General features: G+C 40.0%; 24 protein-coding genes and 7 tRNA genes. 18 read left to right on the top strand and 13 right to left on the bottom strand.

What is annotated here, in order from left to right:
• The first annotated feature begins 283 nt into the window (after nt 1-283).
• A complete protein-coding gene (locus tag AVFI_RS12355; RefSeq protein WP_188863403.1) occupies nt 284-817 on the top strand; it encodes an FxsA family protein in 534 nt (177 codons plus the stop codon).
• 168 nt (nt 818-985) lie between these two features.
• On the opposite strand, the gene AVFI_RS12350 is transcribed toward AVFI_RS12355, so the two are convergent.
• On the bottom strand, nt 986-2,131 hold the full coding sequence (locus AVFI_RS12350; protein ID WP_188863404.1) for a murein hydrolase activator EnvC family protein: 1,146 nt from the start codon (nt 2,129-2,131) through the stop codon (nt 986-988).
• A 222-nt stretch (nt 2,132-2,353) separates the two neighbouring features.
• On the opposite strand from AVFI_RS12350, the gene AVFI_RS12345 reads away from it, so the two are divergent.
• The 4 genes from AVFI_RS12345 (at nt 2,354) to cysE (ending at nt 5,413) form a co-directional block, all read left to right on the top strand.
• Nucleotides 2,354-2,791 carry a rhodanese-like domain-containing protein gene (locus AVFI_RS12345; RefSeq protein WP_130043837.1) on the top strand — a complete coding sequence of 146 codons (438 nt, stop codon included), beginning with the start codon at nt 2,354-2,356 and terminating at the stop codon, nt 2,789-2,791.
• Nucleotides 2,792-2,920: 129 nt separating this feature from the next.
• Nucleotides 2,921-3,391 (top strand): protein-export chaperone SecB, encoded by a 471-nt coding sequence (gene secB / locus AVFI_RS12340; RefSeq protein ID WP_130043838.1) that lies wholly within the window; start codon nt 2,921-2,923, stop codon nt 3,389-3,391.
• Between the two features lie 150 nt (nt 3,392-3,541).
• Nucleotides 3,542-4,573 (top strand): NAD(P)H-dependent glycerol-3-phosphate dehydrogenase, encoded by a 1,032-nt coding sequence (gene gpsA / locus AVFI_RS12335; RefSeq protein ID WP_188863405.1) that lies wholly within the window; start codon nt 3,542-3,544, stop codon nt 4,571-4,573.
• A gap of 18 nt (nt 4,574-4,591) precedes the next feature.
• Nucleotides 4,592-5,413, top strand: a complete 822-nt coding sequence (gene cysE / locus AVFI_RS12330) for a serine O-acetyltransferase (RefSeq protein ID WP_188863415.1) — start codon at nt 4,592-4,594, stop codon at nt 5,411-5,413.
• 77 nt (nt 5,414-5,490) lie between these two features.
• Here the strand turns inward: cysE and AVFI_RS12325 are convergent, their stop codons facing one another.
• The 3 genes from AVFI_RS12325 to AVFI_RS12315 form a co-directional block, all read right to left on the bottom strand.
• Nucleotides 5,491-5,970 (bottom strand): tRNA (cytidine(34)-2'-O)-methyltransferase, encoded by a 480-nt coding sequence (locus AVFI_RS12325; protein WP_005421198.1) that lies wholly within the window; start codon nt 5,968-5,970, stop codon nt 5,491-5,493.
• A 120-nt stretch (nt 5,971-6,090) separates the two neighbouring features.
• Nucleotides 6,091-7,479 (bottom strand): envelope stress sensor histidine kinase CpxA, encoded by a 1,389-nt coding sequence (gene cpxA / locus AVFI_RS12320; protein WP_188863406.1) that lies wholly within the window; start codon nt 7,477-7,479, stop codon nt 6,091-6,093.
• Nucleotides 7,480-7,482: 3 nt separating this feature from the next.
• Nucleotides 7,483-8,166: a response regulator gene (locus AVFI_RS12315; protein ID WP_005421194.1), complete on the bottom strand. Its 684-nt coding sequence runs from the start codon at nt 8,164-8,166 to the stop codon at nt 7,483-7,485.
• A 205-nt stretch (nt 8,167-8,371) separates the two neighbouring features.
• On the opposite strand from AVFI_RS12315, the gene AVFI_RS12310 reads away from it, so the two are divergent.
• The 3 genes from AVFI_RS12310 (at nt 8,372) to pfkA (ending at nt 11,109) form a co-directional block, all read left to right on the top strand.
• The gene (locus AVFI_RS12310; RefSeq protein WP_005421193.1) at nt 8,372-8,863 is read left to right on the top strand and encodes a CpxP family protein; all 492 of its coding nucleotides are present in this window, start codon (nt 8,372-8,374) and stop codon (nt 8,861-8,863) included.
• A 158-nt stretch (nt 8,864-9,021) separates the two neighbouring features.
• Nucleotides 9,022-9,927, top strand: coding sequence for a CDF family cation-efflux transporter FieF (gene fieF / locus AVFI_RS12305; protein ID WP_005421191.1), 906 nt, complete (start codon nt 9,022-9,024; stop codon nt 9,925-9,927).
• A 219-nt stretch (nt 9,928-10,146) separates the two neighbouring features.
• Entirely contained in the window at nt 10,147-11,109 is a 963-nt protein-coding gene (pfkA, locus tag AVFI_RS12300) for a 6-phosphofructokinase (protein ID WP_005421189.1), read from the top strand.
• Nucleotides 11,110-11,172: 63 nt separating this feature from the next.
• On the opposite strand, the gene epmB is transcribed toward pfkA, so the two are convergent.
• Nucleotides 11,173-12,195, bottom strand: a complete 1,023-nt coding sequence (gene epmB / locus AVFI_RS12295) for an EF-P beta-lysylation protein EpmB (protein ID WP_054775320.1) — start codon at nt 12,193-12,195, stop codon at nt 11,173-11,175.
• 32 nt (nt 12,196-12,227) lie between these two features.
• Between epmB and efp the strand changes: the two genes are divergently transcribed.
• Nucleotides 12,228-12,794 carry an elongation factor P gene (gene efp, locus AVFI_RS12290; RefSeq protein ID WP_005421186.1) on the top strand — a complete coding sequence of 189 codons (567 nt, stop codon included), beginning with the start codon at nt 12,228-12,230 and terminating at the stop codon, nt 12,792-12,794.
• 129 nt (nt 12,795-12,923) lie between these two features.
• Here the strand turns inward: efp and frdD are convergent, their stop codons facing one another.
• From frdD to frdA, 4 genes are read right to left on the bottom strand one after another with little or no spacing between them, the layout of a single operon-like run.
• Complete coding sequence (gene frdD / locus AVFI_RS12285; RefSeq protein ID WP_005421184.1) at nt 12,924-13,286, bottom strand: fumarate reductase subunit FrdD; 363 nt, start codon at nt 13,284-13,286, stop codon at nt 12,924-12,926.
• 11 nt (nt 13,287-13,297) lie between these two features.
• Nucleotides 13,298-13,681 carry a fumarate reductase subunit FrdC gene (gene frdC / locus AVFI_RS12280; RefSeq protein ID WP_005421183.1) on the bottom strand — a complete coding sequence of 128 codons (384 nt, stop codon included), beginning with the start codon at nt 13,679-13,681 and terminating at the stop codon, nt 13,298-13,300.
• 2 nt (nt 13,682-13,683) lie between these two features.
• Nucleotides 13,684-14,427, bottom strand: coding sequence for a succinate dehydrogenase/fumarate reductase iron-sulfur subunit (locus AVFI_RS12275; RefSeq protein ID WP_005421182.1), 744 nt, complete (start codon nt 14,425-14,427; stop codon nt 13,684-13,686).
• Entirely contained in the window at nt 14,427-16,232 is a 1,806-nt protein-coding gene (frdA, locus tag AVFI_RS12270) for a fumarate reductase (quinol) flavoprotein subunit (RefSeq protein ID WP_005421181.1), read from the bottom strand. The genes AVFI_RS12275 and frdA overlap by 1 nt, the downstream gene beginning before the upstream one ends.
• Before the next feature lie 407 nt (nt 16,233-16,639).
• On the opposite strand from frdA, the gene epmA reads away from it, so the two are divergent.
• Nucleotides 16,640-17,614, top strand: a complete 975-nt coding sequence (gene epmA, locus AVFI_RS12265) for an elongation factor P--(R)-beta-lysine ligase (protein ID WP_188863407.1) — start codon at nt 16,640-16,642, stop codon at nt 17,612-17,614.
• Nucleotides 17,615-17,650: 36 nt separating this feature from the next.
• Here epmA and AVFI_RS12260 read toward each other — a convergent pair whose 3' ends face one another.
• From AVFI_RS12260 to rsgA, 3 genes are all read right to left on the bottom strand, one after another.
• Nucleotides 17,651-18,538: a DMT family transporter gene (locus AVFI_RS12260; protein WP_188863408.1), complete on the bottom strand. Its 888-nt coding sequence runs from the start codon at nt 18,536-18,538 to the stop codon at nt 17,651-17,653.
• Nucleotides 18,539-18,633: 95 nt separating this feature from the next.
• On the bottom strand, nt 18,634-19,497 hold the full coding sequence (gene asd / locus AVFI_RS12255; RefSeq protein WP_054775323.1) for an archaetidylserine decarboxylase: 864 nt from the start codon (nt 19,495-19,497) through the stop codon (nt 18,634-18,636).
• A gap of 79 nt (nt 19,498-19,576) precedes the next feature.
• The gene (gene rsgA / locus AVFI_RS12250; protein ID WP_188863409.1) at nt 19,577-20,641 is read right to left on the bottom strand and encodes a small ribosomal subunit biogenesis GTPase RsgA; all 1,065 of its coding nucleotides are present in this window, start codon (nt 20,639-20,641) and stop codon (nt 19,577-19,579) included.
• 98 nt (nt 20,642-20,739) lie between these two features.
• Here rsgA and orn point away from each other — a divergent pair, with 98 nt between their 5' ends.
• The 8 genes from orn (at nt 20,740) to AVFI_RS12210 (ending at nt 22,244) form a co-directional block, all read left to right on the top strand.
• Nucleotides 20,740-21,285 carry an oligoribonuclease gene (gene orn, locus AVFI_RS12245; RefSeq protein WP_005421173.1) on the top strand — a complete coding sequence of 182 codons (546 nt, stop codon included), beginning with the start codon at nt 20,740-20,742 and terminating at the stop codon, nt 21,283-21,285.
• A 137-nt stretch (nt 21,286-21,422) separates the two neighbouring features.
• Nucleotides 21,423-21,498, top strand: a tRNA-Gly gene (locus AVFI_RS12240).
• 71 nt (nt 21,499-21,569) lie between these two features.
• Nucleotides 21,570-21,646: transfer RNA gene (locus AVFI_RS12235), tRNA-Met, on the top strand.
• A 32-nt stretch (nt 21,647-21,678) separates the two neighbouring features.
• Nucleotides 21,679-21,754 (top strand) — tRNA-Gly (locus AVFI_RS12230).
• Nucleotides 21,755-21,814: 60 nt separating this feature from the next.
• Nucleotides 21,815-21,891: transfer RNA gene (locus tag AVFI_RS12225), tRNA-Met, on the top strand.
• Nucleotides 21,892-21,923: 32 nt separating this feature from the next.
• A tRNA-Gly gene (locus tag AVFI_RS12220) sits at nt 21,924-21,999 on the top strand.
• 60 nt (nt 22,000-22,059) lie between these two features.
• Nucleotides 22,060-22,136 (top strand) — tRNA-Met (locus tag AVFI_RS12215).
• A gap of 32 nt (nt 22,137-22,168) precedes the next feature.
• Nucleotides 22,169-22,244 (top strand) — tRNA-Gly (locus tag AVFI_RS12210).
• 558 nt (nt 22,245-22,802) lie between these two features.
• Here the strand turns inward: AVFI_RS12210 and queG are convergent.
• On the bottom strand, nt 22,803-23,912 hold the full coding sequence (gene queG, locus AVFI_RS12205; protein WP_188863416.1) for a tRNA epoxyqueuosine(34) reductase QueG: 1,110 nt from the start codon (nt 23,910-23,912) through the stop codon (nt 22,803-22,805).
• Nucleotides 23,913-24,084 lie beyond the last annotated feature (172 nt).

The raw sequence follows: 24,084 nt of genomic DNA, 5'->3' as shown, positions 1-24,084 counted from the left end.
GTTAAGTTGATCACTTTTTAAGTCTAGTTTTTGCAAAATATTTCAAATTGAGATAATGCTCTCACTAGTTGTTAATATATTTACTTTATAGGTTATATAACTGCTAATCGAGTTAATGAATTTGATGGCTGTTTACACTCTTTTACAGAAGATTTTCTTGAAAAATGAGGGGATGTGCCGCATCTATCATAATAGAGAGAGTAAAAGTGGTTCGCAGAGAATGCCTGCTACACTAAATGAAGCGAAAAGTGAAAGTTCGTATCAAATCTAATCGAGGTATATTGTGTTTCCTATTTTATTATTATTGTTTATTTTTGTTCCCATTATTGAAATTGCGCTGTTTGTGCAAGTCGGGGGCATGTTAGGGATGTGGCCAACACTTGGGTTAGTATTGATCACCGCTTTTGTTGGTGCGTCATTAGTCCGTAGCCAAGGCATTCAGACTCTAATGTCAGTGCAATCAAAATTACAACAAGGTGAATTACCTGCACAGCAAATAGTAGAAGGTGTCATGCTTGCCGTTGCTGGTGTGTTATTGCTTGTCCCTGGTTTTATGACTGATGCATTAGGTATGCTGGTATTGCTTCCAGCACCGAGAGCGTATTTAGCTAAACAGTTAATGAGTCGAATTAAAGTGAATGGCATAGGAGCATCACAAGGTGGCTTCCATGCAGGTTTTGGTGGTGGCTTTGATCAAAACGGTCCGTTTAATCAAGGTAACCCATTTGATCGCACAAATCAGAACGATCAGCAAGGCGATGTATTTGAAGGTGAGTTTCAACGTAAAGAAGACGATCCAAATAAAACCCTAAAATAATCTAGCTTTAATATTTTAACGTTTAGAAAGATAAGAATTCAGATCGGTCGCAAGCTCCCTTAAAGGGCTCAGATTGATCGCTGTTATTACTGCGATCACCTCTGAATTCTGCGAGCGAAGCGATCTGAACTCTATTCATAATTGTTATTTTAGCAAATCACTAAACTACTAACGCCTTAACCAAGAGCGTGGGTTTTGTGCCTTACTGTTACGGCGGATCTCAAAGTAAAGTGAAGCTCTGTCTTGACCGCCACTGTCACCAACAACCGCAATCGTCTCTCCTGCTTGCACCTTATCGCCTTCTTTCTTCATTAAGCTTTGGTTGTAGCCATAAAGTGTCATATCACCTTTACCGTGATCGATTAACACCATTAAGCCATAGCCTCGTAACCAATCAGCAAAAACGACCTTACCAGAATCAACGGCTTTTACTGGTGTACCGTATTCACTGGCTAGCACCATGCCTTTCCAAGTGAGCTGCCCTGTTTGTTGTGTTCCAAAACTATGAAGTGTTTTGGCGTTGCTAATAGGCCAAGGTAAACGCCCTTTTTGACGAGCAATACCATCCATAGGTACATTGTTACTTGCTTTCGCTTTTGCGATGGCAACTTTTAAGCGTTTTTCATTTTGCTGCAGTTCATTTAAATAACCATTTTCATTTGAAATGCGTTTTTTGATACTGGAAACGGTTTTCTTACGTTTGTTTTGTGATGTTTGCAGTGTGGTTTTTTCTTGTTTGTATTGAGCTAATAACTCACTTTGTCGTTGTTGCTGTTTAAGAAGAGAAACCTCTTTCTCTTTCAACTGCATCGTTGTGAATTCTAACTGAGAAATCGCACCCACTCGGGCTTCAGAAATACGTTGGGCGTATTGTGTCATGCGATCGATTTTAGTGACGTCATCGCCACTGAGCACATTAGAAAGTTGATTATTACGACTTATTAAGTAGTAATTGACGAGTAAGTCTTTTAATACTTCAGTTTGTCCAATTTGTTGTTGAGTAAGCTCTGATTGTTGCTGTTTTAATTCGGTTATCGAGCGTTTTACCGCTGCGAGTTCTCGCTCTGCATTGCGCGCTTTTTTGGAGGCGTTAGCAATGGATAGTTCATGCTTTTTAAGGCTAGATTGAAGACTTGATAGCTCTTTCTTCTGTTTACTTAATACCGAGCTCTGACGAGATATTTCTTGTTTCATTCCTTTTAATTCAGCGTCATTCGCATGAGCGATAAGAGGAAGTGCAAATGTCAGGCACACGATCGCGGTCGTAACAAATTTACGACTAGGAATAGGCTTATTAAAAAAGGATATGTTCATCGCTGCATTATTTCAGATAGAGTGAGTTCTGACTAGATAGAGTTTTTATTTGGTCTCAATTGTAAAACCAATATCACAGCATTTTTGTTGTTCTTATCAGTTTTTTTATCCTCGCTAGTCTCCGAACAAACCCTAGGGTATACTTTCGACTTCATTTTAGAGCCCATGGTAACTGACATTGTCTAATGGCATGTGGTTATCCAAAAATCAGAGATAAAGAATATGGAAACGTCAATCATCGATTTTGTAACCAATAACATGATTTTAGCTGTTGTGTGGATTGGTATTGTTGTTGCGTTGATTCAAAACGTAGTAAAACAGAAAACCGCTGGCTACCAAGAAGTGGATCCTTCGCAAGCAACAACACTGATGAACCGCGAAGATGCGATTGTGCTAGATATTCGCTCTAAAGACGAGTTTAAATCAGGCCATATTACGGGTGCTCGTCACATTTTACCAAGTGATATTAAAGCCGGTAACCTAGCTGGTCTTGAAAACTCAAAAACAACCCCAATTATTGTGGTATGTAAAACAGGCCAAACCGCTCAAGCATCAGCAAATGATCTGCATAAAGAAGGTTTTGAGCAAGTTAAATTGCTTAAGAATGGCCTAATCTCTTGGAATGAAGCTAACCTACCGTTAGTAAAAGGCAAAAAGTAATTGCCCATTTCATAAGCAACTGATTCATTTTGATGTGATATCTGGCTCATTTTTTAGATATCACGAATGCAGAGTAATATCACAGCGTTATTCTGCATTCATACATACATATATAGAAAGGACTTTCCCATGGCTGAAGCAGCACAACAAGAGCAACAAAACTTTGCAATTCAACGTATCTTCCTAAAAGACGTATCTTTTGAGGCTCCTAACTCTCCAACAATGTTCCAAAAAGAGTGGAATCCAGATGTTAAACTGGACCTTGATACTCAAAGCCGTGAACTAGGCGAAGGTGTTTACGAAGTCGTTCTACGTTTAACTGTTACGGTTAAGAACGAAGAAGAAACTGCATTCCTTTGTGAAGTACAACAAGGTGGTATCTTTACTGCTGGCCAAATGGAAGAAGCTCAACTAGCACATTGCCTAGGTGCATTCTGCCCGAACATTCTGTTCCCATATGCTCGTGAAACGATCTCTAGCCTAGTGGTTAAAGGTACGTTCCCACAATTGAACCTTGCACCAGTTAACTTTGACGCATTGTTCATGAATTACCTACAAAACCAAGCTCAAGAAAACGCAGCTGCGCCTTCTGAAGCTTAATAATGAATAGCCTTGCGCTATTGATTAATTTGTAGAGAATAAATGCACTTTTTTATCTAAGATAGTTTCTATACTGAATATAGAAATTAAATTTTGATAAAAAGTGCATTTTGCTTTTATTACTCTAGTATCCTTTGATACTTGTTTTGGATGGTCACAATGACAACACAAACCGATTACTCTGATATTTCCATGACCGTACTTGGTGCTGGCTCATACGGAACTTCTCTTGCTATCTCTCTTGCTCGTAATGGCGCAAAAGTGATTTTATGGGGTCATGAAGAATCACATATGGCTCGCCTTGAAACCGATCGTGCTAATGAAGAGTTTTTGCCGGGTGTTGCTTTCCCACCGTCATTAATCATGTCTACGGATCTTGAAAAATCAGTGCAAGCAAGCCGTGATTTACTGGTTGTAGTTCCAAGTCATGTTTTTGGTTTGGTACTAGGTAATGTAAAACCATTCTTACGTGATGATTCTCGTATATGTTGGGCGACAAAAGGACTAGAGCCTGAAACAGGTCGTTTATTAAAAGAAGTGGCAGTAGAAGCGTTAGGTGAATCTCATTCACTGGCTGTGCTTTCTGGACCTACTTTTGCTAAAGAACTTGCATCTGGTATGCCAACGGCGATTGCTGTTGCGTCTCCTGACCAAGAGTTTGTTAAAGATTTACAAGAAAAAATCCACTGCTCAAAGACATTCCGTGTTTATGCCAATAATGATTTTACTGGAATGCAATTAGGCGGAGCGGTGAAGAACGTAATCGCTATTGGTGCGGGTATGTCTGATGGTATTGGCTTTGGTGCTAATGCTCGTACTGCATTAATTACCCGTGGTTTGGCTGAAATGACTCGTTTAGGCGTGGCTTTAGGCGCAGAAGCTGAAACCTTTATGGGGATGGCTGGCTTAGGTGATTTAGTGTTAACGTGTACCGATAACCAATCTCGTAACCGTCGTTTTGGTTTGGCTTTAGGTCAAGGCGGTGACGTAGATAGCGCTCAAGCAGAAATTGGTCAAGTGGTTGAAGGGTATCGCAATACCAAAGAAGTATGGCTACTTGCTGATCGTATGGGGGTTGAAATGCCTATAGTTGAGCAAATTTATCAAGTATTGTATCAAGGAAAAGATGCAAGAGTTGCTGCGCAGGACTTATTAGCGCGAGATAAGAAATCAGAATCGTAATTCAAGGATGGTATGAAAATGAAAGAATGTAAAAAACACCAAGTATGGGAGTGCATTGTTCGAGAAGCGCGTGAGCAGTCAGAACAAGAACCTATGCTTGCAAGCTTTTATCATGCCACCATCATAAAACATGAAAACCTTGCTGCAGCATTAAGTTATATTTTAGCGAATAAGTTGGCGACAGCCTCTATGCCTGCAATGGCAGTTCGTGAAGTGGTAGAGGAAGCATTTGCTTCTGATCCTTCTCTTACCGATGCGGCTGCGTGCGATATTTGCGCGACTGTGACTCGAGATCCTGCGGTTTCTATGTACTCAATGCCTTTATTGTATTTAAAAGGCTATCATGCATTGCAAGGGTACCGTGTATCGAACTGGCTTTGGAAGCAAGGTCGTGTTGCATTAGCGACGTATCTGCAAAATGAAATTTCTGTTGCTTGTCAGGTGGATGTGCATCCTGCGGCGACCATTGGTAAAGGGATCATGTTTGACCATGCGACGGGCATCGTCATTGGTGAAACGGCCGTGGTTGAGAATGATGTTTCTATCCTACAAGACGTGACATTGGGTGGTACAGGCAAAGAGAGTGGCGATCGTCACCCTAAGATCCGTGAAGGCGTTATGATCGGAGCGGGTGCGAAGATTTTAGGTAATATTGAAGTGGGTGTTGGTGCTAAGATTGGTTCGTGCTCTGTGGTTCTGCAAGCCGTTCCTCCACATACTACGGTTGCCGGTGTTCCTGCTAAAATTGTTGGGCGCCCTAGCTCTGAAATGCCATCGCTCGATATGGACCAACAGTTTAATGGTAAGTCACAAACGTTTATGTCTGGTGATGGGATTTAATATATCCCATTCCTTATGCGTATAAAAATAGCCACTATTGAGTGGCTATTTTTGTATTTGAGCTATGAGCTTTGGAATTATAACCCGCCTTCAAATCCCATTTGACGCCACGCTTCAAATACGATGATAGCAACAGAGTTTGATAAGTTTAAACTGCGGCTGTCTGGCATCATAGGAATGCGAATACGCTGTTCCATAGGTAAACCATCAATTAAATCAGCAGGCAATCCACGAGTTTCAGGACCAAATAACAACACATCACCTTTCTGATAGGTTGGTGTTGTGTGGTGACCAGTTGTCTTAGTTGTACAAGCAAAAATACGGTGCTCTACATCACTGTCATTGGCTAAATATTCAAGAAATGCGGCGTAGTTTTTGTGGCGTTTTACGTGTGCTAAATCGTGGTAGTCTAAACCTGCGCGACGTAATTTCTTTTCTTCTAAATCAAAGCCCAGTGGTTCAATCAAATGTAGGTTTGCACCACAGTTAGCAGATAATCGGATAATGTTGCCCGTATTTGGGGCAATTTCAGGTTCGTATAGCGCAATATCAAACATAATGAACTCTTGAATAAACGGAAATTAAAAGCAGTATATCTAAACTCACCCAAATAACACATGACTTATATCGAGATTAATTCTGTTTGATATAGGCCATGTGTGATTGGTTTGAAGAACTTATTCTATTGGCAGTGTTATTGTCATTCGTAATCCACCTAATGGACTTCGGCTCGCAATAATTGTCCCATTGTGTTGATAAATGGCACTTTCAGTAATGGCTAAACCAAGACCGGTTCCGCCGCTGCTTCGATCACGAGCGGTTGATACTCGATAGAAAGGTTTAAAGATATCTTGTAGTTCATCTTCAGGTACGCCTTCGCCATTATCATCAACAATGATAGTGAGAATTTTACCTGTGTCATTAATGTTCACCGTGACTACATCGTTACCGTATTTAATGGCATTACGTATTACGTTCTCTACTGCGCTCATTAATAGATTCGGATTCCCAAAAATAGGGGTTTCTTTTAAATCAGAGTAAGTCAGCACTTTATTTGAATTTTCTGCCTCAAATTTGGCGTCTTCTAAAATATCAAACCATAATGAGTAAGCATCGGTTCTCTCTCGCTCTTGATGACTATTTACTTGAATACGAGAAAGCTCTAATAACTCAGATATCATTTGTTCTAAGCGATCTGCTTCCATATCTATTCGAGATAACTCTGCGCTTTCCCCTTGTTTACGAGTAGCAAGAGCCGTAGCCATTCTTAGACGAGTTAACGGGGAGCGCAATTCATGTGAAATATCAGAAAGTAAACGTTGTTGACCTGAGATCATGGTATTTAACGAACCAACCATTTGGTTAAAGCTTTGTCCGGTTTTTCTAAATTCTCTAGGGCCTTTTTCAAGATCTTTATCTTTTTCAAATTGACCTTTAGCAACTCGCTCTGCCGCCTTTTGTAAACGCCTTGCAGGTTGACTTAATGCCCAAGCAAGCCAAAGTAAAAAGGGCGTACTAACGAGCATGGTAACTAAGAGTAATTGTCCTGGCTTATCTAATATTCTAAGAATAAATGGTGGTGGCTTTTTCCAATATCGTCCCACATACATATAAACGGTTTCATGAGCAATCACGATATCAAAAGGGCCAGCCATCATGGTTTTCCCATACAGTTTTTGTTGAGGAAGTTCAGGGTTATCCGATAGCGTTAAAAAGTTAAGTAAGGCTTTTTTTCTTCCTCGAAGTTCTTTTGGTTTATCTAAAATCTCACCCGTTGGGGTAGTAAAAAATAGATCAAGATTTTCGTCATGTCGATGCGCTCGGTGACTGATCTCTTTCAACGTCTTTTTCAAATTGTCACGCTCAGAGTACTTTCCTGTAATGTAAGCGGCAATTTGAGTCATTTTAGTTAGATGCTCAGCTGCAATATTGTGACGAGAACGAGGGTCAAAGTTGGGGCCAATAACAACCCCAATAAGAACCAATAGTAAGGTTAACCAAAAAATGGCAAAGATCCGGCCATATAAGCTGGATAAAAGAGGGAAGCGAGTATTTACCTTAAACACCGATTACTCCTCTACAAACAAATAGCCGCGGCCTCGTAATGTTTTAATTCGAGGTTTTCCTTCTGATAATGGCGGTAATTTTTTACGTAAATTAGACACGTGCATATCAATAGCACGATCAAATGGTGCAAGGCGTTTACCTAGTACTTCTAAGCTGAGTTCTTCTTTAGATATGATTTCACCTGGTTTTTGGATGAATTGGGATAATAGACCGAATTCTGTTCCTGTTAGCTCCATCATTTCACCATTACGATAAGCTTCTTGTTTACCAATAAAGAGTTCAATATCTTGGTATTTGATACTACTGCTATTACTCTCTTTTGTTTTGCCTTGAGTACGTCGTAAGATGGCACGAATTCGAGCCAGTAATTCTCTGTCGCTAAATGGCTTTGGTAAGTAATCATCTGCACCAAGCTCAAGACCAATCACACGATCAATCTCTTCGCCTTTGGCTGTGAGCATAAGAACGGGCGTTTCATTTGTCTCGCGTAATTTACGGAGCATATCCATGCCATTCATTTTAGGCATCATGATATCAAGCAAAATAAGGTCAAGATCATCGGTTATGGCAGCTAAACCTTCAATACCATTATTAGCTTCTATTACGTTATAGCCTTCTAAACTTAAGATATCTTTTAACAGAGCTGTCAGTTCAATATCATCATCAACTAATAAAATCTTTGCCATTCTTATCTACTCGCTTTCTTACCAACCATTTGGTAATGATAGTATCGCCAAATAAACGAAGGAATACCAACCTTCAAAATAACCTTTACGTTGCTTTACGCTCAAAATACACTCATTTACGTTGACTGAGCTATTCTTACCTCATACCAAACAACGCAGAGTTGTTGTACCCATACAATAAGATTTCTTCAACGGAGATAATACAATGAACATGATGAAAAAAATGGTTTTAGGCGCAGTTGTTCTTCCTCTTTCTTTTGCTTCAGCATCGGCGTTTGCTTTTGGTGGTGGTCATCATGAGGGGGGAATGAAAGGTGAAGGGATGCACGGTGGTAAATGCATGATGAAAGCCAATAAAAAAGCATTTAAAGATCTTGATCTAACCGATGAGCAGAAAGCAAAATTTGAAAAAATGCGTGACGAGCGTAAAGCTGAATATAAAGCGAAAAGAGGTGAGCATCGTCAACCAACTGCTGAAATGAAAGCCGATCACCAAGCTATGCAGGACTTAATCTTAGCAGATAATTTTGATGAGCAAGCGGTACGTGATTTAGCTGAAAAAATGTCACAACGTCAGATCGATCGTCGTGTAGAAATGATGAAAAAACGTCACGAAATGATGAACATTTTAACGCCTGAGCAAAAAGTAGAATTTAAAGCAAATCAAGACAAATATATTGCTGATTGCGCACATTAATTCGCTTTAGTCGAATAAAAATAAAACGAGTCCTTATGAAAGTAAGGGCTCGTTTTTTTGTTTATGCCAATATTGTTGTAAATATATTAAAAAATGGAATTACGATTTTGTGATTAAATCTTTATACTAGGGATTGATTTTTAAGCAATGGAAAAAACATGACTCAGAAATACGCCTCTTTAGTAACGATGGCTGCATGGCTTGCAACCATAGTGGCAACGGTTTTAATGTTATTTAAATTAGGAACTTGGTGGGTAACGGGGTCGGTGAGCTTACTGGCTTCCCTCGTTGATTCATTGCTTGATATGGGCGCATCTATTACTAATTTATTGGTTGTTCGCTATGCACTTCAGCCACCAGATGAAGAACATCGATTTGGACATGGTAAGGCTGAATCGCTCGCTGCATTGGCTCAAGCTATGTTTATTTCTGGTTCTGCCTGTTTCTTATTACTTAATGGCGTTGAGCGCTTTTTCCGTCCTCAAGATGTGATTGCACCTGAATTAGGTGTTTATGTGAGTGGCTTCGCTATTGTGTTAACTCTTGGTCTTGTAATGGTTCAGCAGTGGGTCGTTAAACAAACGGGAAGCCAAGCGATTGCCGCCGACTCTCTGCATTATAAAACGGATTTATTTATGAATGCGGCTATTATGTTGGCATTGGCATTGAGCTGGTACGGTTGGCATCAAGCCGATGCTATTTTTGCTTTAGTGATTGGGGCGTATATATTAGTAAGTGCCTTTAAAATGGCCTATGAAGCGATTCAATTATTACTTGATAGACAATTACCAGTAGAAGAGTTAGAGCAAATAAGAGAAGCGTGTTGTCGAGTTGAAGGAGTTAAGGGGATTCATGATTTACGTACTCGTTTAGCTGGCCCAACTCGATTTATTCAACTACATTTAGAGCTGCCGGATCAAATGCCTTTAGTTCAAGCGCATAAGATTGCAGATGCGGTGGAAGATGAGCTTTTATCTGTATTCCCACATTCTGATATTATAATTCATCAAGACCCATTATCAGTTGTGCTAGACTCAGACAGAGAGCAACAACAGTTTAGCTAAGTGTTTGGTAGTATTATTAGCGTTTTTTGTTTTTTGGTAACAGAAAAATAAAATTGTCATGATTGATTCTGATGTGAATCAACGAACTTTTTCAGTAAACTGGTAATACTCTTACATAAGAAAAAAAATTACAGATTATTAATGGTGAGCAGATTAGGGAGTTTGCTTGCTGTGTTCAAAATTGAAATTGAAATTCCCAACCATATTTAGAGGGTAACCATGGTCAAGAAGATTGGTGTTTTAACAAGTGGTGGCGATGCGCCGGGTATGAATGCGGCAGTTCGTGGTGTTGTTCGTACAGCATTGACGGAAGGCCTAGAAGTATTTGGTATTCATGATGGCTACTTAGGTCTTGTTGAAGATCGTATCGAAAAATTAGAGCGTCACAGCGTATCTGATATGATCAACCGCGGCGGTACATTCTTAGGTTCAGCACGTTTTCCTGAGTTTAAAGAAGTAGCTGTTCGTGAAAAAGCGATCGAAAACCTTAAGAAACACGACATTGATGCGCTAATCGTTATCGGTGGTGACGGTTCTTACATGGGTGCGAAGAAATTAACTGAAATGGGTTACCCATGTATCGGTCTTCCTGGCACAATCGATAATGATATCGCGGGTACTGACTACACAATTGGTTACCTAACAGCATTAAACACTGTTATTGATGCAATTGACCGTCTACGTGACACGTCTTCTTCTCACCAACGTATTTCTATTGTAGAAGTTATGGGTCGTCACTGTGGTGACTTAACTCTTATGTCTGCAATTGCTGGTGGTTGTGAGTACGTTATTACTCCTGAAACAGGTTTAAACAAAGAAGCTCTAATTCAAAATATCCAAGATGGTATTGCGAAAGGTAAAAAACACGCAATCATCGCGATCACTGAGCTGATGACTGATGTTAACCAACTTGCAAAAGAAATCGAGGCTGAAACTGGTCGTGAAACTCGCGCAACGGTTCTTGGTCATATTCAACGTGGTGGTCAACCTGGTGCATTCGACCGTATCCTAGCTTCTCGTATGGGTAACTACGGTGTTAAATTGCTGATTGATGGTCACGGTGGCCGTTGTGTTGGTATTCAAAATGAACAACTTGTTCACCACGATATCATCGATGCAATTGAAAACATGCGTCGTCCAGAAAAACTTGAGCTATACAAAGTAGCTGAAGAGTTATTCTAATTTAGAATTGAATTCTAGATACAAAAAACCGAAGCGAGTGCTTCGGTTTTTTTATGTCTGTAATTATTCCAAATATAAGTCGAGAGGTGTTTTGCTTTTTCTACCACCAATCTCTCTAGCTAATGTAGGAACAAGATAACCAGATACATTTTCTATCAACTCCCCCATTAATTGTTTGGCTTTTTCGTCAGAAACAAAGAAATGAGCGGCCCCTTGGACTTTATCTAATACATGAAGGTAATAAGGCAAAATACCCGCATCAAATAATGCTTCACTTAATTGAGTTAATGTATCTGCATTATCATTAACGCCTTTTAATAACACGCTTTGATTTAATAGAGTGACATGAGCAAGTTTCAGTTTTTGCATGCTATTAATAAGGGCTTGATTAATTTCATTAGCATGGTTGATATGAGTCACTAGAATGATTTGTAAGCGTGTTTTTTTAAATAGCTGACATAGTGTATCAGTAATACGGTTTGGTATTACTACCGGCAAACGAGAGTGGATGCGAAGGCGCTTGATGTGCGGAATCGCTTCAATATGTTCAATTAACCATTGAAGCTCATGATCTTTTGCCATTAATGGGTCACCGCCAGAGAAAATAACTTCATTTATTTCTGGGTGGTTGGCGATGTAATCAATGGATTCTTGCCAAACGGTTTTGCTGCCTTTATTGTCTTGATATGGAAAGTGACGACGGAAGCAATAACGACAATTAACAGCACAACCTCCTTTTACAATCAGTAGAACTCGGTTTTTGTATTTATGCAATAATCCCGGTTGAGCGTTGTCTTGTTCTTCTAAAGGATCGTTCGAATATCCCTCATGTACCTCGAATTCTTGATCTAAAGGCAATACTTGGCGTAATAAAGGATCAAAAGGGTTGCCAAATTCCATTCTATCGACAAAACTTGTCGGCACACGTAACGCAAATAACTTTTTCGCTTCCAATCCTTTTTCCCACGGAGCGCTATCAATACCTAGTATTGAAAGTAGTTGATGAGGGTTAGAGATCGCATTCGCTAGTTCTTTGAGCCAGTTTTGCTCAACAGGAGCGTCATTTCGGGTTATTATGTGTGACATTATTTATAACTCAACGATGTTAAGAGGAAATCATGGCGTCAGTAAGTACCAATGAATTCAAAGGCGGTTTGAAATTTATGTTAGATAATGAGCCATGCTCAATTATCGAAAACGAATATGTTAAGCCAGGTAAAGGTCAAGCATTCAACCGTGTAAAACTTCGTCGATTGCTTTCTGGTAAAACACTAGAAAAAACATTTAAATCAGGTGAAAGTTTTGAGCTAGCTGATGTAGTAGATGTTGATCTTGACTACCTATACAGCGATGGTGAATTCTATCACTTCATGAATAGCGTAAGCTTTGAGCAAATCGCAGCTGATGTTAAAGCTGTTGGTGATGCTGCTAAATGGCTAGTAGAAAACGATACTTGTACACTGACTCTTTGGAATGATAATCCAATTACAGTGACACCACCAAACTTTGTTGAACTTGAAGTAACTGAAACAGACCCAGGTCTAAAAGGCGATACTCAAGGTACTGGCGGTAAACCAGCAACATTATCTACTGGTGCAGTAGTTCGTGTTCCACTATTCATCGCTATTGGTGAAGTAGTTAAAGTTGATACACGTACTGGCGAATACGTTGGTCGTGTGAAGTAATTTCGATTTATATCGAGAATAGCTTTATATAAAAGGTCACTTCGGTGGCCTTTTTTATTGCTTATTTATAAATAGCAGACACAAAAAAGGTTGGCATAAAGCCAACCTTTTTCAGTATCTAGATGATGATTAGATCATGAAGATAAACACAACAGATAATACAGTTGCTAGAGCAGCCGCTGCGTAACATGCGATTTTACCCGCAGTACCTGTGTGGAATTTTAGGTCATGCATACCGTGGTGCAGACGGTGCATCGCATGCCACATTGGCATAGAGATAGAACCGATAACAAATAATGCACCAATGATGCTAGTAACAAAACCAGCAACACGTAGGTAGTTCATTGACTCAGGACCGATCACACCTAGTGGAACTAAGATACCAAGAACTAAGATAGTTACTGGTGTTAGCATTGCAAACCAAGTGCCGCCAGCACCAAATAAGCCCCACCATACTGGTTCGTCAGAACGCTTTGGATTACGATTTACCACAATAATTCTCCTTAAACGATAACCAGTACAAGTAATGTGATTGCAGCAACTGCTGCCCATTGTGCAAGAACAACCACTTTCTTATCCAGTGTTTTACCACCAAGACGAATCGGCATTACTTGCGGCATCATGCTAAAGAATGTTTGAGCATGGAATAAGCTACCAGCTAAAGCAACAATGTTCAGAGCAACCACAATAGGGTTTGCCATGAAATCTAACCAAGAAGCCCAAGCAAGTGGACCTTTAACTAAGCTACCTAGACCAACAAGCAGACAGATAGTAAAGAAAATTAGTGGTAGAACCGTTGCTTCACGAACCATGTAGAAGCGGTAGAAAGGATGATCTTTCCACCAAGTACGTGTCATTTCGCGAACGTAAGGTTTACGATTGCTCATCCTTATGCCTCCTGAGGTTTAAGCATTGCGATAACAAAGTCTTGAGACGATGCGATCTTACCTTGGTTTACAGCTGCTGCTGGGTCAACGTGTTTTGGACACACTTCAGAACAGTAACCAACAAATGTACAGCCCCATGCGCCGTTGTCACCATTGATTAGCTTCATACGCTCAGCTGAGCCGTTATCACGGCTATCAAGATTGTAACGGTGTGCAAGTGTTAGTGCTGCAGGACCGATGAATTCAGGGTTTAGACCGAATTGAGGACACGCTGCATAACATAGACCACAGTTGATACAACCAGCGAATTGTTTGTATTTCGCCATTTGCTCAGGAGTCTGAGTGTTTGGACCTTGTTCAGGTGTACGATCATTTCCTAAAATATAAGGTTTGATTGCTTCTAAACGCTCAATGAATGGCGTCATATCAACAATTAAATCTTTTTCAATTGGGAAGTTAGCTAATGGTTCTAATGTTAAACCATCTGGGTAATCACGTAAGAACGCTTTACAAGCAAGCTTAGGTACGTTGTTTACCATCATGCCACAAGAGCCACAGATCGCCATACGACAAGACCAACGGTAAGATAGGTCTTTGTCTAGGTTATCTTTGATGTAACCAATAGCGTCTAATACAGACGTTGTTTCATCACAAGGAACATCAAACGTTTGAAGATAAGGTTTCTCATCTTTCATTGGGTCGTAACGCAGGATGCTTACTTTTTGGATTCGATTGCCACCCGTCATTATGCGTGCTCCTCTGCGTTCTTCGCCGCTTCTTCTGCTGCTGCTTTTTCAGCTGCTTCACCATATAGGCGAGCTTTTGGTTGTGATTTAGTGATCGTTACATCGCTGTACTTGATAGTAGGCGCTGCATCTTTGTTGTAGAACGCTAATGAGTGTTTTAGGAAGTTCTCATCATCACGCTCTGTACAACCTTCATCTAGACGTTGGTGTGCACCACGAGATTCTTTACGTAGAATCGCTGAGTGAGCCATTGCTTCTGCAACTTCAAGACCGTAACCAACTTCGATAGCGTATAAAAGGTCAGTGTTGAATACTTTACCTTTATCTTTGATGCTGATTTTCTTGTAACGCTCTTTTAGTTCAGCCAGTTTATCAATCGTATCTTGCATTTCATGCTCTTTACGATAGATACCACAACCCGCTTCCATAGAGTGACCCATTTCAGTACGGATAGTTGCCCAGTTTTCGTCACCTTCTTGCGCCATTAGCGCATCAATGCGAGCTTGAACTTCAGTAATTTGTTTCTGGATTGATTCATCATTCCAAGATGTGAATTCAGCAGCACGTTCAGCGGCTTTTTCACCAGCAAGGCGGCCGAATACAACTAGCTCAGCTAGAGAGTTTGAACCTAGACGGTTTGCACCGTGAAGACCAACAGAAGAACACTCACCAACAGCAAATAGACCTTTGATGCTTGTTTCATTGTTCTTATCCGTTTCGATACCACCCATAGTGTAGTGAACCGTTGGACGGATTGGGATTGGCTCTTTAGCTGGATCAACGTTTACGTATGCCTTTGCTAATTCACAGATAAATGGTAGACGCTCATGTAGATATTCTTCACCAAGGTGACGAAGATCTAGATGCACAACATCACCTAGAGGGTGTTTAATTGTGTTGCCTTTTTGCTGCTCATGCCAGAACGCTTGAGATACTTTGTCACGAGGACCAAGTTCCATGTATTTGTTCTTTGGCTCGCCAACAGGAGTCTCAGGACCCATGCCGTAATCTTGTAGGTAACGGTAACCATTTTTGTTTACGATGATACCGCCTTCACCACGACAACCTTCAGTCATCAGGATACCAGTACCTGGTAAGCCTGTTGGGTGGTATTGTACGAATTCCATATCACGTAGTGGAACACCGTGACGGAACGCCATAGCCATACCATCACCAGTAACGATACCTCCATTGGTGTTACAGTGGTAAACACGACCTGCGCCACCCGTTGCAAGAACAACAGATTTTGCTTTAATACAGATAAGTTCGCCTTCTGCCATATGAATAGCAATCAGACCTTGAACTTGGCCTTCTTCCACAAGAAGGTCAACAACGAAGTACTCATCAAAACGGTTGATTTGAGGGTATTTCATTGATGTTTGGAATAGAGTGTGAAGCATGTGGAAGCCGGTTTTATCCGCAGCAAACCATGTACGTTCAACTTTCATACCACCAAAACGGCGAACGTTAACTTCACCATTTTCTTTACGGCTCCATGGACAACCCCATTGTTCTAATTGGGTCATTTCACGGTATGCATTTTCTACAAAGTACTCAACAACATCCTGTTCACACAGCCAATCACCACCACCAACAGTATCGTTGAAGTGATTGTCTAGTGTATCTTCTTCCTTGGTCACGGCAGCGGAACCACCTTCTGCAGCCACTGTATGTGAACGCATTGGGTATACTTTTGAAATCAGAGCAATCTCCAGCTCTGGGTTAGCTTCTGCAGCTGCAATGGCAGTACGTAAACCTGCACCGCCCGCGCCGATTACTGCGATATCTGTGGTTATAGTCTTCACAGTTATCCTCCGGGATAAAAGATAAAAAATTAAACTAATCACGTAATTGTGACTAATTATGAGAATCTAACCTGCTCATATGACAAAAAAGAGCAAATAATAACTTAAAAATTCTGTTCTCTATTCTATGTGAGCTTTTGTAATAAAAATTGATATGGATAAAGTTTTGTAGAGCAAGTACCACTAATGGGGCAGTTTGTTGCTTATAGTGTGATCTCCGTCAACTAGTTAAAGCTGTTAATTTTGGCGGCAAATTGTAGTTAAGTTGTTGCTTTATAAGTGATAATGATTCTTATTGGTTCTGTATCCCTTTGATGCTTAAGGGTATTTATAAAGTTAAAAAATAGGTAACGTAAAATTGTGAGATAAGGTATTATTTCGGATAAGTTTTTCTAATGTATAAGATTATGACTAGTCAAAACTGGATGCCTAGTGCATCAATTGAGCAATTACAGCAACGAGCTGATATTTTAACTGCAATCCGTTCGTTCTTTTCTGAGCGAAAAGTAATGGAGGTGGATACGCCTGCAATGAGTCATGCGACGGTAACGGATGTGCATTTACATACTTTCCAAACAGACTTTATTGGGCCGGGATATGCAGATGGCACTCATCTTTATTTCATGACTAGTCCAGAGTTTCATATGAAGCGCTTATTAGCCGCTGGAAGTGGGTGTATTTACCAAATAAATAAAGCATTTCGAAACGAAGAAGCAGGACGTTACCATAACCCTGAATTCACTATGCTAGAGTGGTATCGTTTAGGTTTTGATCATCATAACCTAATGGATGAGATGAATGAGTTATTAACGTTAGTGTTGAAATGTGACAATGCTGAACGTATGACTTATCAAGAAGCTTTTATTCAAGTACTTGGTGTTTGCCCTTTAGAAGCGAGTATGGATGAATTAAGAGCGGTTGCTGCGCCATTAGGTTTATCTGATATTGCAGATATTGAAGAAGATCGTGACACATTATTGCAGCTTTTATTCAGTATGGGAGTTGAAGTAAAAATTGGGCAAGATGTGCCTGCTTTTGTTTATGATTTTCCTGCTTCTCAAGCAGCGTTAGCTAAAATTAATCCAAGCGATCCACGAGTAGCTGAACGATTTGAGGTGTACTTTAAGGGAATTGAGTTAGCGAATGGCTTTCATGAGTTGGATAATGCAAAAGAGCAGCTCATGCGTTTTGAAGAAGATAATGCAAAACGTAAATCAATGGGGCTAATTGAACAACCCATTGATTATCATTTGATCGCTGCGCTAGAAGCGGGTTTACCTAATTGTTCTGGTGTTGCTTTAGGTATTGATCGTTTAATCATGCTTGCGATGGGCGAGAAGCACATCGATCAAGTTACAGCATTTCCTTTTGATAGGGCATAACTTCCCAGATTAAAGGTTATGAATCTAATTGTAAGATTAACTGACGATTAATCCCGTACCCATTACAGCTAAAAAAGCACCAAGCCATGCAGAGCGGTTCGGTGCTTTTTTTGTATATAACCATAATAACGGCAAGATCATAATAGGGGTTGTAGAAGAGAGTAGAGCAACCATCCCTACATTTCCTTTTTGCAATGCATATAAAATGAGTGTCATACCCACAGTCATTGCTAGAAAACCATTTAACGCCACAATTCCAAGAATGCGAAAATTAATTGGCGTAATAGGGCGAGATATTGGAACGTTCATTAATCTTAATAAGCTGTGAGCTGCAAAAGCTGAAGCCATTCGTATTGCTGAGGCTGCAATTGGGTCTGCATTGGTAAGCATTACAGGTTTTGCGATAACACCACCAAGTGCTTGGCAAAAAGCAGCAAGCAACCCTAAGAAGATTGCTATCCAGATATTACCTCTTACTTCATCCCATGTTCCTTGATTATCTGTTTTTCTACCAAAGAAAATAGCAATAGAAACACCAGAAAAAACAGAGATGGCACCGACGAGTTCCCAACCTTGTAGGGTTTCATTAAATAACCAGTAACCAAGAATGGCAGAAAATAGAGCATGACAAGAAAAGAGTAAACCGGCTTGGCGTGGTCCCATGCGATTAAAACACGCAAATAGAGCCGTATCGCCAATAAAAATACCAATGAGACCAGAGAGGATCATTGGATATAAGTGAGAAGATTCAATAGAGAGCCAACCGCCAGTAAACCAAGCAAGACTAGAGAGCATGATAGTTACGCAGCCCATACGCCAACGACTATAAGCGAATGCACCAAGATGCCTTGCAGGGGTTACAGAAATCATACTTGATAGCGCCCATAAACAAGCAGCAGCCAACGCTAACCATTCATATCCCATCATTCATTCCATTGAGTTAATTGATTCTGACTATCTAAAGATAAAAAAATAGCGAACATATTGTCCGCTATTTATTATTTCTTAATAAAATTTGATTATTTTGCGATATGAGCAAATGGTGTACCCATACGAGTAGGAGTACCATTTACCATTGAGTCATCAAATTTAATTGAGTTAGGAGCAAACAAGTTAATTACAGTAGAACCTAACTTAAAGCGACCCATTTCTTCACCTTTCTTAAAGCAAATCATGTCGTCACCAGAAAGAGGGTAGTGCCATGTTTTAACCGCAGGACCTGTTGGTGGTGTTACGGTTTCAGCCCATGTAGTTTCAATACTACCAACGATCGTTGCACCAACCAGAATTTGAGCCATAGGACCAAACTCGGTATCAAAAATACAAACAACACGTTCATTGCGTGCAAATAAGTTCGGTACGTTTTCAGCCGTTAATGGGTTAACTGAAAATAAGTCACCAGGAACATAAATCATTTTACGTAGCGTTGCATCACAAGGCATATGAACACGATGGTAATCGCTTGGTGATAAATACAGCGTTGCAAACTCACCACCCATAAATTCAGCAGCAAGTGCTTCATCACCACCAAGTAATTCTTGTGCAGAATATACGTGGCCTTTTGCTTGTACTAATTTACCGTCCATAATTGGACCAAATTGACTAACGCAAGCATCAGCAGGGTGAGAAATAACAGAATCATCCTCATTAATAGGACGAGCACCATCCTCTAATTCACGAACGAAGAAGTTATTAAATGTTGAATACGCTTCAGGATCTGGTTTTTTAGCCTCATCCATATTTACGTTGTATTGTTTGATAAACCACTTAATAACAGCAGTTGTTAACCATCCCATTTTTGCTGATGCTAATTTGCCAGCCAAACGAGTAAGTGCATGTTTTGGAGTTAGATATTGTAACCCAATCTTTAAATTATCTGACACGTTGTTTGCCTAATAGTTATCATTTGCTGTGGATATTACCACATATTTACATTGTCGCTAAACCCAAGGTTTATTCTGGCTATAAATCGGCTTTTTTGTTTCGTGAGAATTGGCGATTTGCTTTATTCTCAGACATGCTTTCAATAATACGGTGGTAGCTTTCAAAGCGTTGTTTATTAATTTTTCCTTCTGCAACCGCTTCTTGCAGTAAACAACCTGGGTCATCTTTGTGTTTACAGTCTCTAAACTTACAGCCACCTAAAAAGTCTTTAAATTCAATAAAAGAGTCTGTGACTTGTTCAGCTTCTAAGTGCCACAAACCAAATTCACGAACTCCTGGAGAGTCAATTAAATCACCACCGTGTGGGAAGTGATACAGACGTGCTGCAGTTGTTGTATGTTGACCAAGACCTGAGTTTTCAGATACTGCCCCTTCTTCCACCTCAATCTCAAGTTCAGGCATCAGTGCATTTACAAGGCTTGATTTACCTACGCCAGACTGACCAACGAAAATATTAATGTGATTTCGTAATTCAGCTTCAAGCTCTTCTACACCGTAGCCTGATTCTTTACTTACATATCGAACTTTATAACCAATATCTTCATATAAGCTCAGTAGTTGTTGTACCTTGGTGAACTCTTCTTCAGACAGTAAATCCACTTTGTTTAATACAATTAATGGTTTGATATGTAGAGTTTCAGAAGCAATAAGGTATCGATCAATAATATTAAGAGACAGCTCAGGAAGAATTGAAGACACGATTACCATCTGATCAACGTTAGCTGCTACTGGTTTAATACCGTCATAATAGTCTGGACGGGTTAACATTGATGTTCTTGGTTTTACAGCTTCAACGACACCTGAAATACCAGCAAGGACTTCAGTCCCTGGACGCCAAATAACACGATCACCCGAAACTAAACTTTCAATACCTCGACGTAAATTACAACGATGGATTTCTTTAGTATCAGGGTCTTCAATATCAGCATGTTGACCAAAGCGTGTAATGACTAGGCCTTCTTTAGCAGCTTCTAGTAGGGTTTCATCCCATTGCACACTGTCTTCAATTTTTTCAATACGCTTTTTTTGATTTGAGCGTACTCGGCGAACTTGGCCTTTGGTTAGCTTTTTCTTCTTTGCCACGAAATTAATTCACTTGTTGGTTGGCTTTCAGTTTTATGTTGAAAGATAAATCGGCCCGAGTATCATACCCTTTTTAGTTACAAAATAGGCAACTCTCTATGGCAATTAATGATCAAAACCTGATTTGGGTGGATTTAGAGATGACAGGATTGGATCCTGAAACTCATAAAATCATCGAAATTGCATCTATTGTGACAGATGCACAACTGAATATTTTAGCAGAAGGTCCAGTAATTGCGATCCATCAGCCAGAAGAAGAGTTGGCTAAAATGGACGATTGGTGTACCAATACTCATACAAATAGCGGATTAGTCGCTCGAGTACAAGAAAGTAAATACAATGAAGAAGCGGCAATTGCAGAAACTATTGCTTTTCTTGAGCAATGGGTTCCAAAAGGCGTATCACCAATTTGTGGTAATAGTATTGGACAAGATCGTCGTTTCTTATATAAGCATATGCCAACATTAGAAGAGTATTTTCATTACCGCTATGTTGATGTAAGTACAATTAAAGAGCTAGCACGTCGATGGAAACCTGAAGTTTTAGATGGTTTTACCAAAGCAGGCACACATTTAGCGCTAGATGATATTCGCGAATCTATTGCAGAATTGAAGTATTATCGCCAACATATTTTCACAATTTAATTTCATTTGATGATTTGTTGAGCGGAAAAACGCGATTTTGAAAAAAAATCGCATTTTTTTTCAAAATACGCTTGCATCATCACAGTTTACTCGTATAATTCGCAGCCTCTGAACGAGGAGCTACTCCTTATCAGAATGCGACACTAGCTCAGCTGGTAGAGCGCAACCTTGCCAAGGTTGAGGTCACGAGTTCGAACCTCGTGTGTCGCTCCAAATTTAAAGCTTCTTGTTCAAGTAATTGAATGATAAGATAAAGTTTCATTGTACTTAACAATGCATCCGGACGCGGGATGGAGCAGCTTGGTAGCTCGTCGGGCTCATAACCCGAAGGTCGTAGGTTCAAATCCTGCTCCCGCAACCACATTTAGATTGAACGCATTAGCGGTTAATCATGCGACACTAGCTCAGCTGGTAGAGCGCAACCTTGCCAAGGTTGAGGTCACGAGTTCGAACCTCGTGTGTCGCTCCATTTTCTTTCTCGAAGAGAAAAATGGTTTATAGTCTCATTGTCTTAAACAATGCATCCGGACGCGGGATGGAGCAGCTTGGTAGCTCGTCGGGCTCATAACCCGAAGGTCGTAGGTTCAAATCCTGCTCCCGCAACCACATTTAGATTGAACGCATTAGCGGTTGATCATGCGACACTAGCTCAGCTGGTAGAGCGCAACCTTGCCAAGGTTGAGGTCACGAGTTCGAACCTCGTGTGTCGCTCCATTTTCTTTCTCGAAGAGAAAAATGGTTTATAGTCTCATTGTCTTAAACAATGCATCCGGACGCGGGATGGAGCAGCTTGGTAGCTCGTCGGGCTCATAACCCGAAGGTCGTAGGTTCAAATCCTGCTCCCGCAACCACATTTAGATTAAACGCATTAGCGGTTAATCATGCGACACTAGCTCAGCTGGTAGAGCGCAACCTTGCCAAGGTTGAGGTCACGAGTTCGAACCTCGTGTGTCGCTCCAAACAAAATAAAAGCGCTGAATCATATTCAGCGCTTTTATTTTCTTTAAAATTAATGCTGTGAAGCATTAACTCCACTACAAATCCTGCTCTTTAGAATACTCAGATTCATAACCAATGAAAGAATCGAATAATCTATCTGCATCTGGTCTCTTTTTCATATAAAGAGTAAGCGCAGAGGGTTAGTTATGTTTGTTAACTACCATATAATCAACAAACTTATCCACATCTCGCTTTCTGTGGATAACTCTGTTAGTTGTTTATGAAAAAACTGAAAGAAATGAGTTTTATCAAGGATCTTGCTTTTATTTTTTGATCGTTAAATTTGCTTTTATTTTTTATCTATTTGAAAAATAAGGTTTTTTGTTTTTTTATGCATTATTTGCAAGATTTTTAAAGATCTTTTTGCTTGACTTCTTTGATCCTAATCATATTCCTGTCTTGTGTTTAACTTTTTTAATATTCCCGTTGTTTGCTAAAGATAGAAATCTTTTCCACATACGCTATATGTAATCTTAAATGGTTATCAACAGAGAATGACTTTATTGAGATCATACTAGTTAGGCATCTCTTGGAAGCCCTTTTTCAATGATACGGATTAAGCGTTGTTCTTTTCTATTTGAAGTGATAGCGAGAGATTGTTGCTTTATCGCCCATTGAATATGGATATCTAAATTCTCATCTAAGCCTAATCGATCTCGTAGTGCAGATATTATTGCTTCGGAATGAGGTGCATTTCCCATTGCGATGGAAAGATTACGTAGCCATTGGGTATGTCCTATGCGGCGAATCGCAGAGCCTTCCATATTTTTTAAGAAGGTACTTTCATCCCAAGAGAAAAGTGAAATAAGATCAGAGTCACCTAATGAGCTTCTACGATGAAAGTCCGCTTGTTGAGTAATTTCAGCTTCTCGGTTCCAAGGACAAACAAGTTGGCAGTCATCGCAACCGTAAATACGATTTCCCATTAATGAACGAAACTCTTCAGGAATGACACCACTGTTTTCTATGGTTAAGTAAGAAATACAGCGACGAGCATCAATTACACCATTTTCAAGAATCGCGTTGGTAGGGCAAGAAGATACACAGGCGGTGCATTTGCCACATTGGTTCTCAACAGGTGTATCAACTGGTAATGGTATATCAACTAATAGTTCGCCAAGAAAGAACCAAGAGCCTGCATGTTTATCAAGAAGAAGTGAGTGCTTTCCTGTCCAGCCTAACCCGGCTTTTTCTGCTAATGGGCGCTCTAAAATTGGAGCAGAGTCCACAAACGGTCGATAACCTAATTGTTCGACTTCTTTTTCAATTTTTTGCCCTAGCTTTTTTAATTGATTACGGATCAGTTTATGGTAATCGCGTCCGAGAGCGTAACGACTAATATAAGCTTGGTTTGGATCTTTTAAGTTACTGGCAAAATTGGCTTCAGGAGGAAGGTAACCCATTCGAGCACTGATTACTCGAATTGTCCCAGGATGAAGCTCGTCTGGTCTTGCTCGCATGGCACCATGACGTGCCATCCAATCCATTGAGCCGTGATAACCCGCATCTAACCATTGCTCTAATGCTGCCTCATGATGAGATAAATCGACATCACAGATCCCGACTTTTTGAAAGCCAAGCTCTTTTGCCCAAAGTTTGATGTTATTTGCGAGTTCTTGATAGTTAATTTTCACAGGGAGATTACATTTTTTTATTACAGTATAATGAGTAAAAGTTTATCATATAGACAAGATAACTCGTAATTAGATACTGATTATAAAAGTTCTACTCAATGAGATTAACAAACCGATAAGATAACTTGTGTATAAACATTCATCACATTAAATTGTGAATTTGATA

Source organism: Aliivibrio fischeri ATCC 7744 = JCM 18803 = DSM 507 (genome assembly GCF_023983475.1).
GTDB lineage: Bacteria > Pseudomonadota > Gammaproteobacteria > Enterobacterales > Vibrionaceae > Aliivibrio > Aliivibrio fischeri.
Note: the sequence above shows the minus strand (reverse complement) of the source record. Positions and strands in the feature narration are given on the sequence as shown.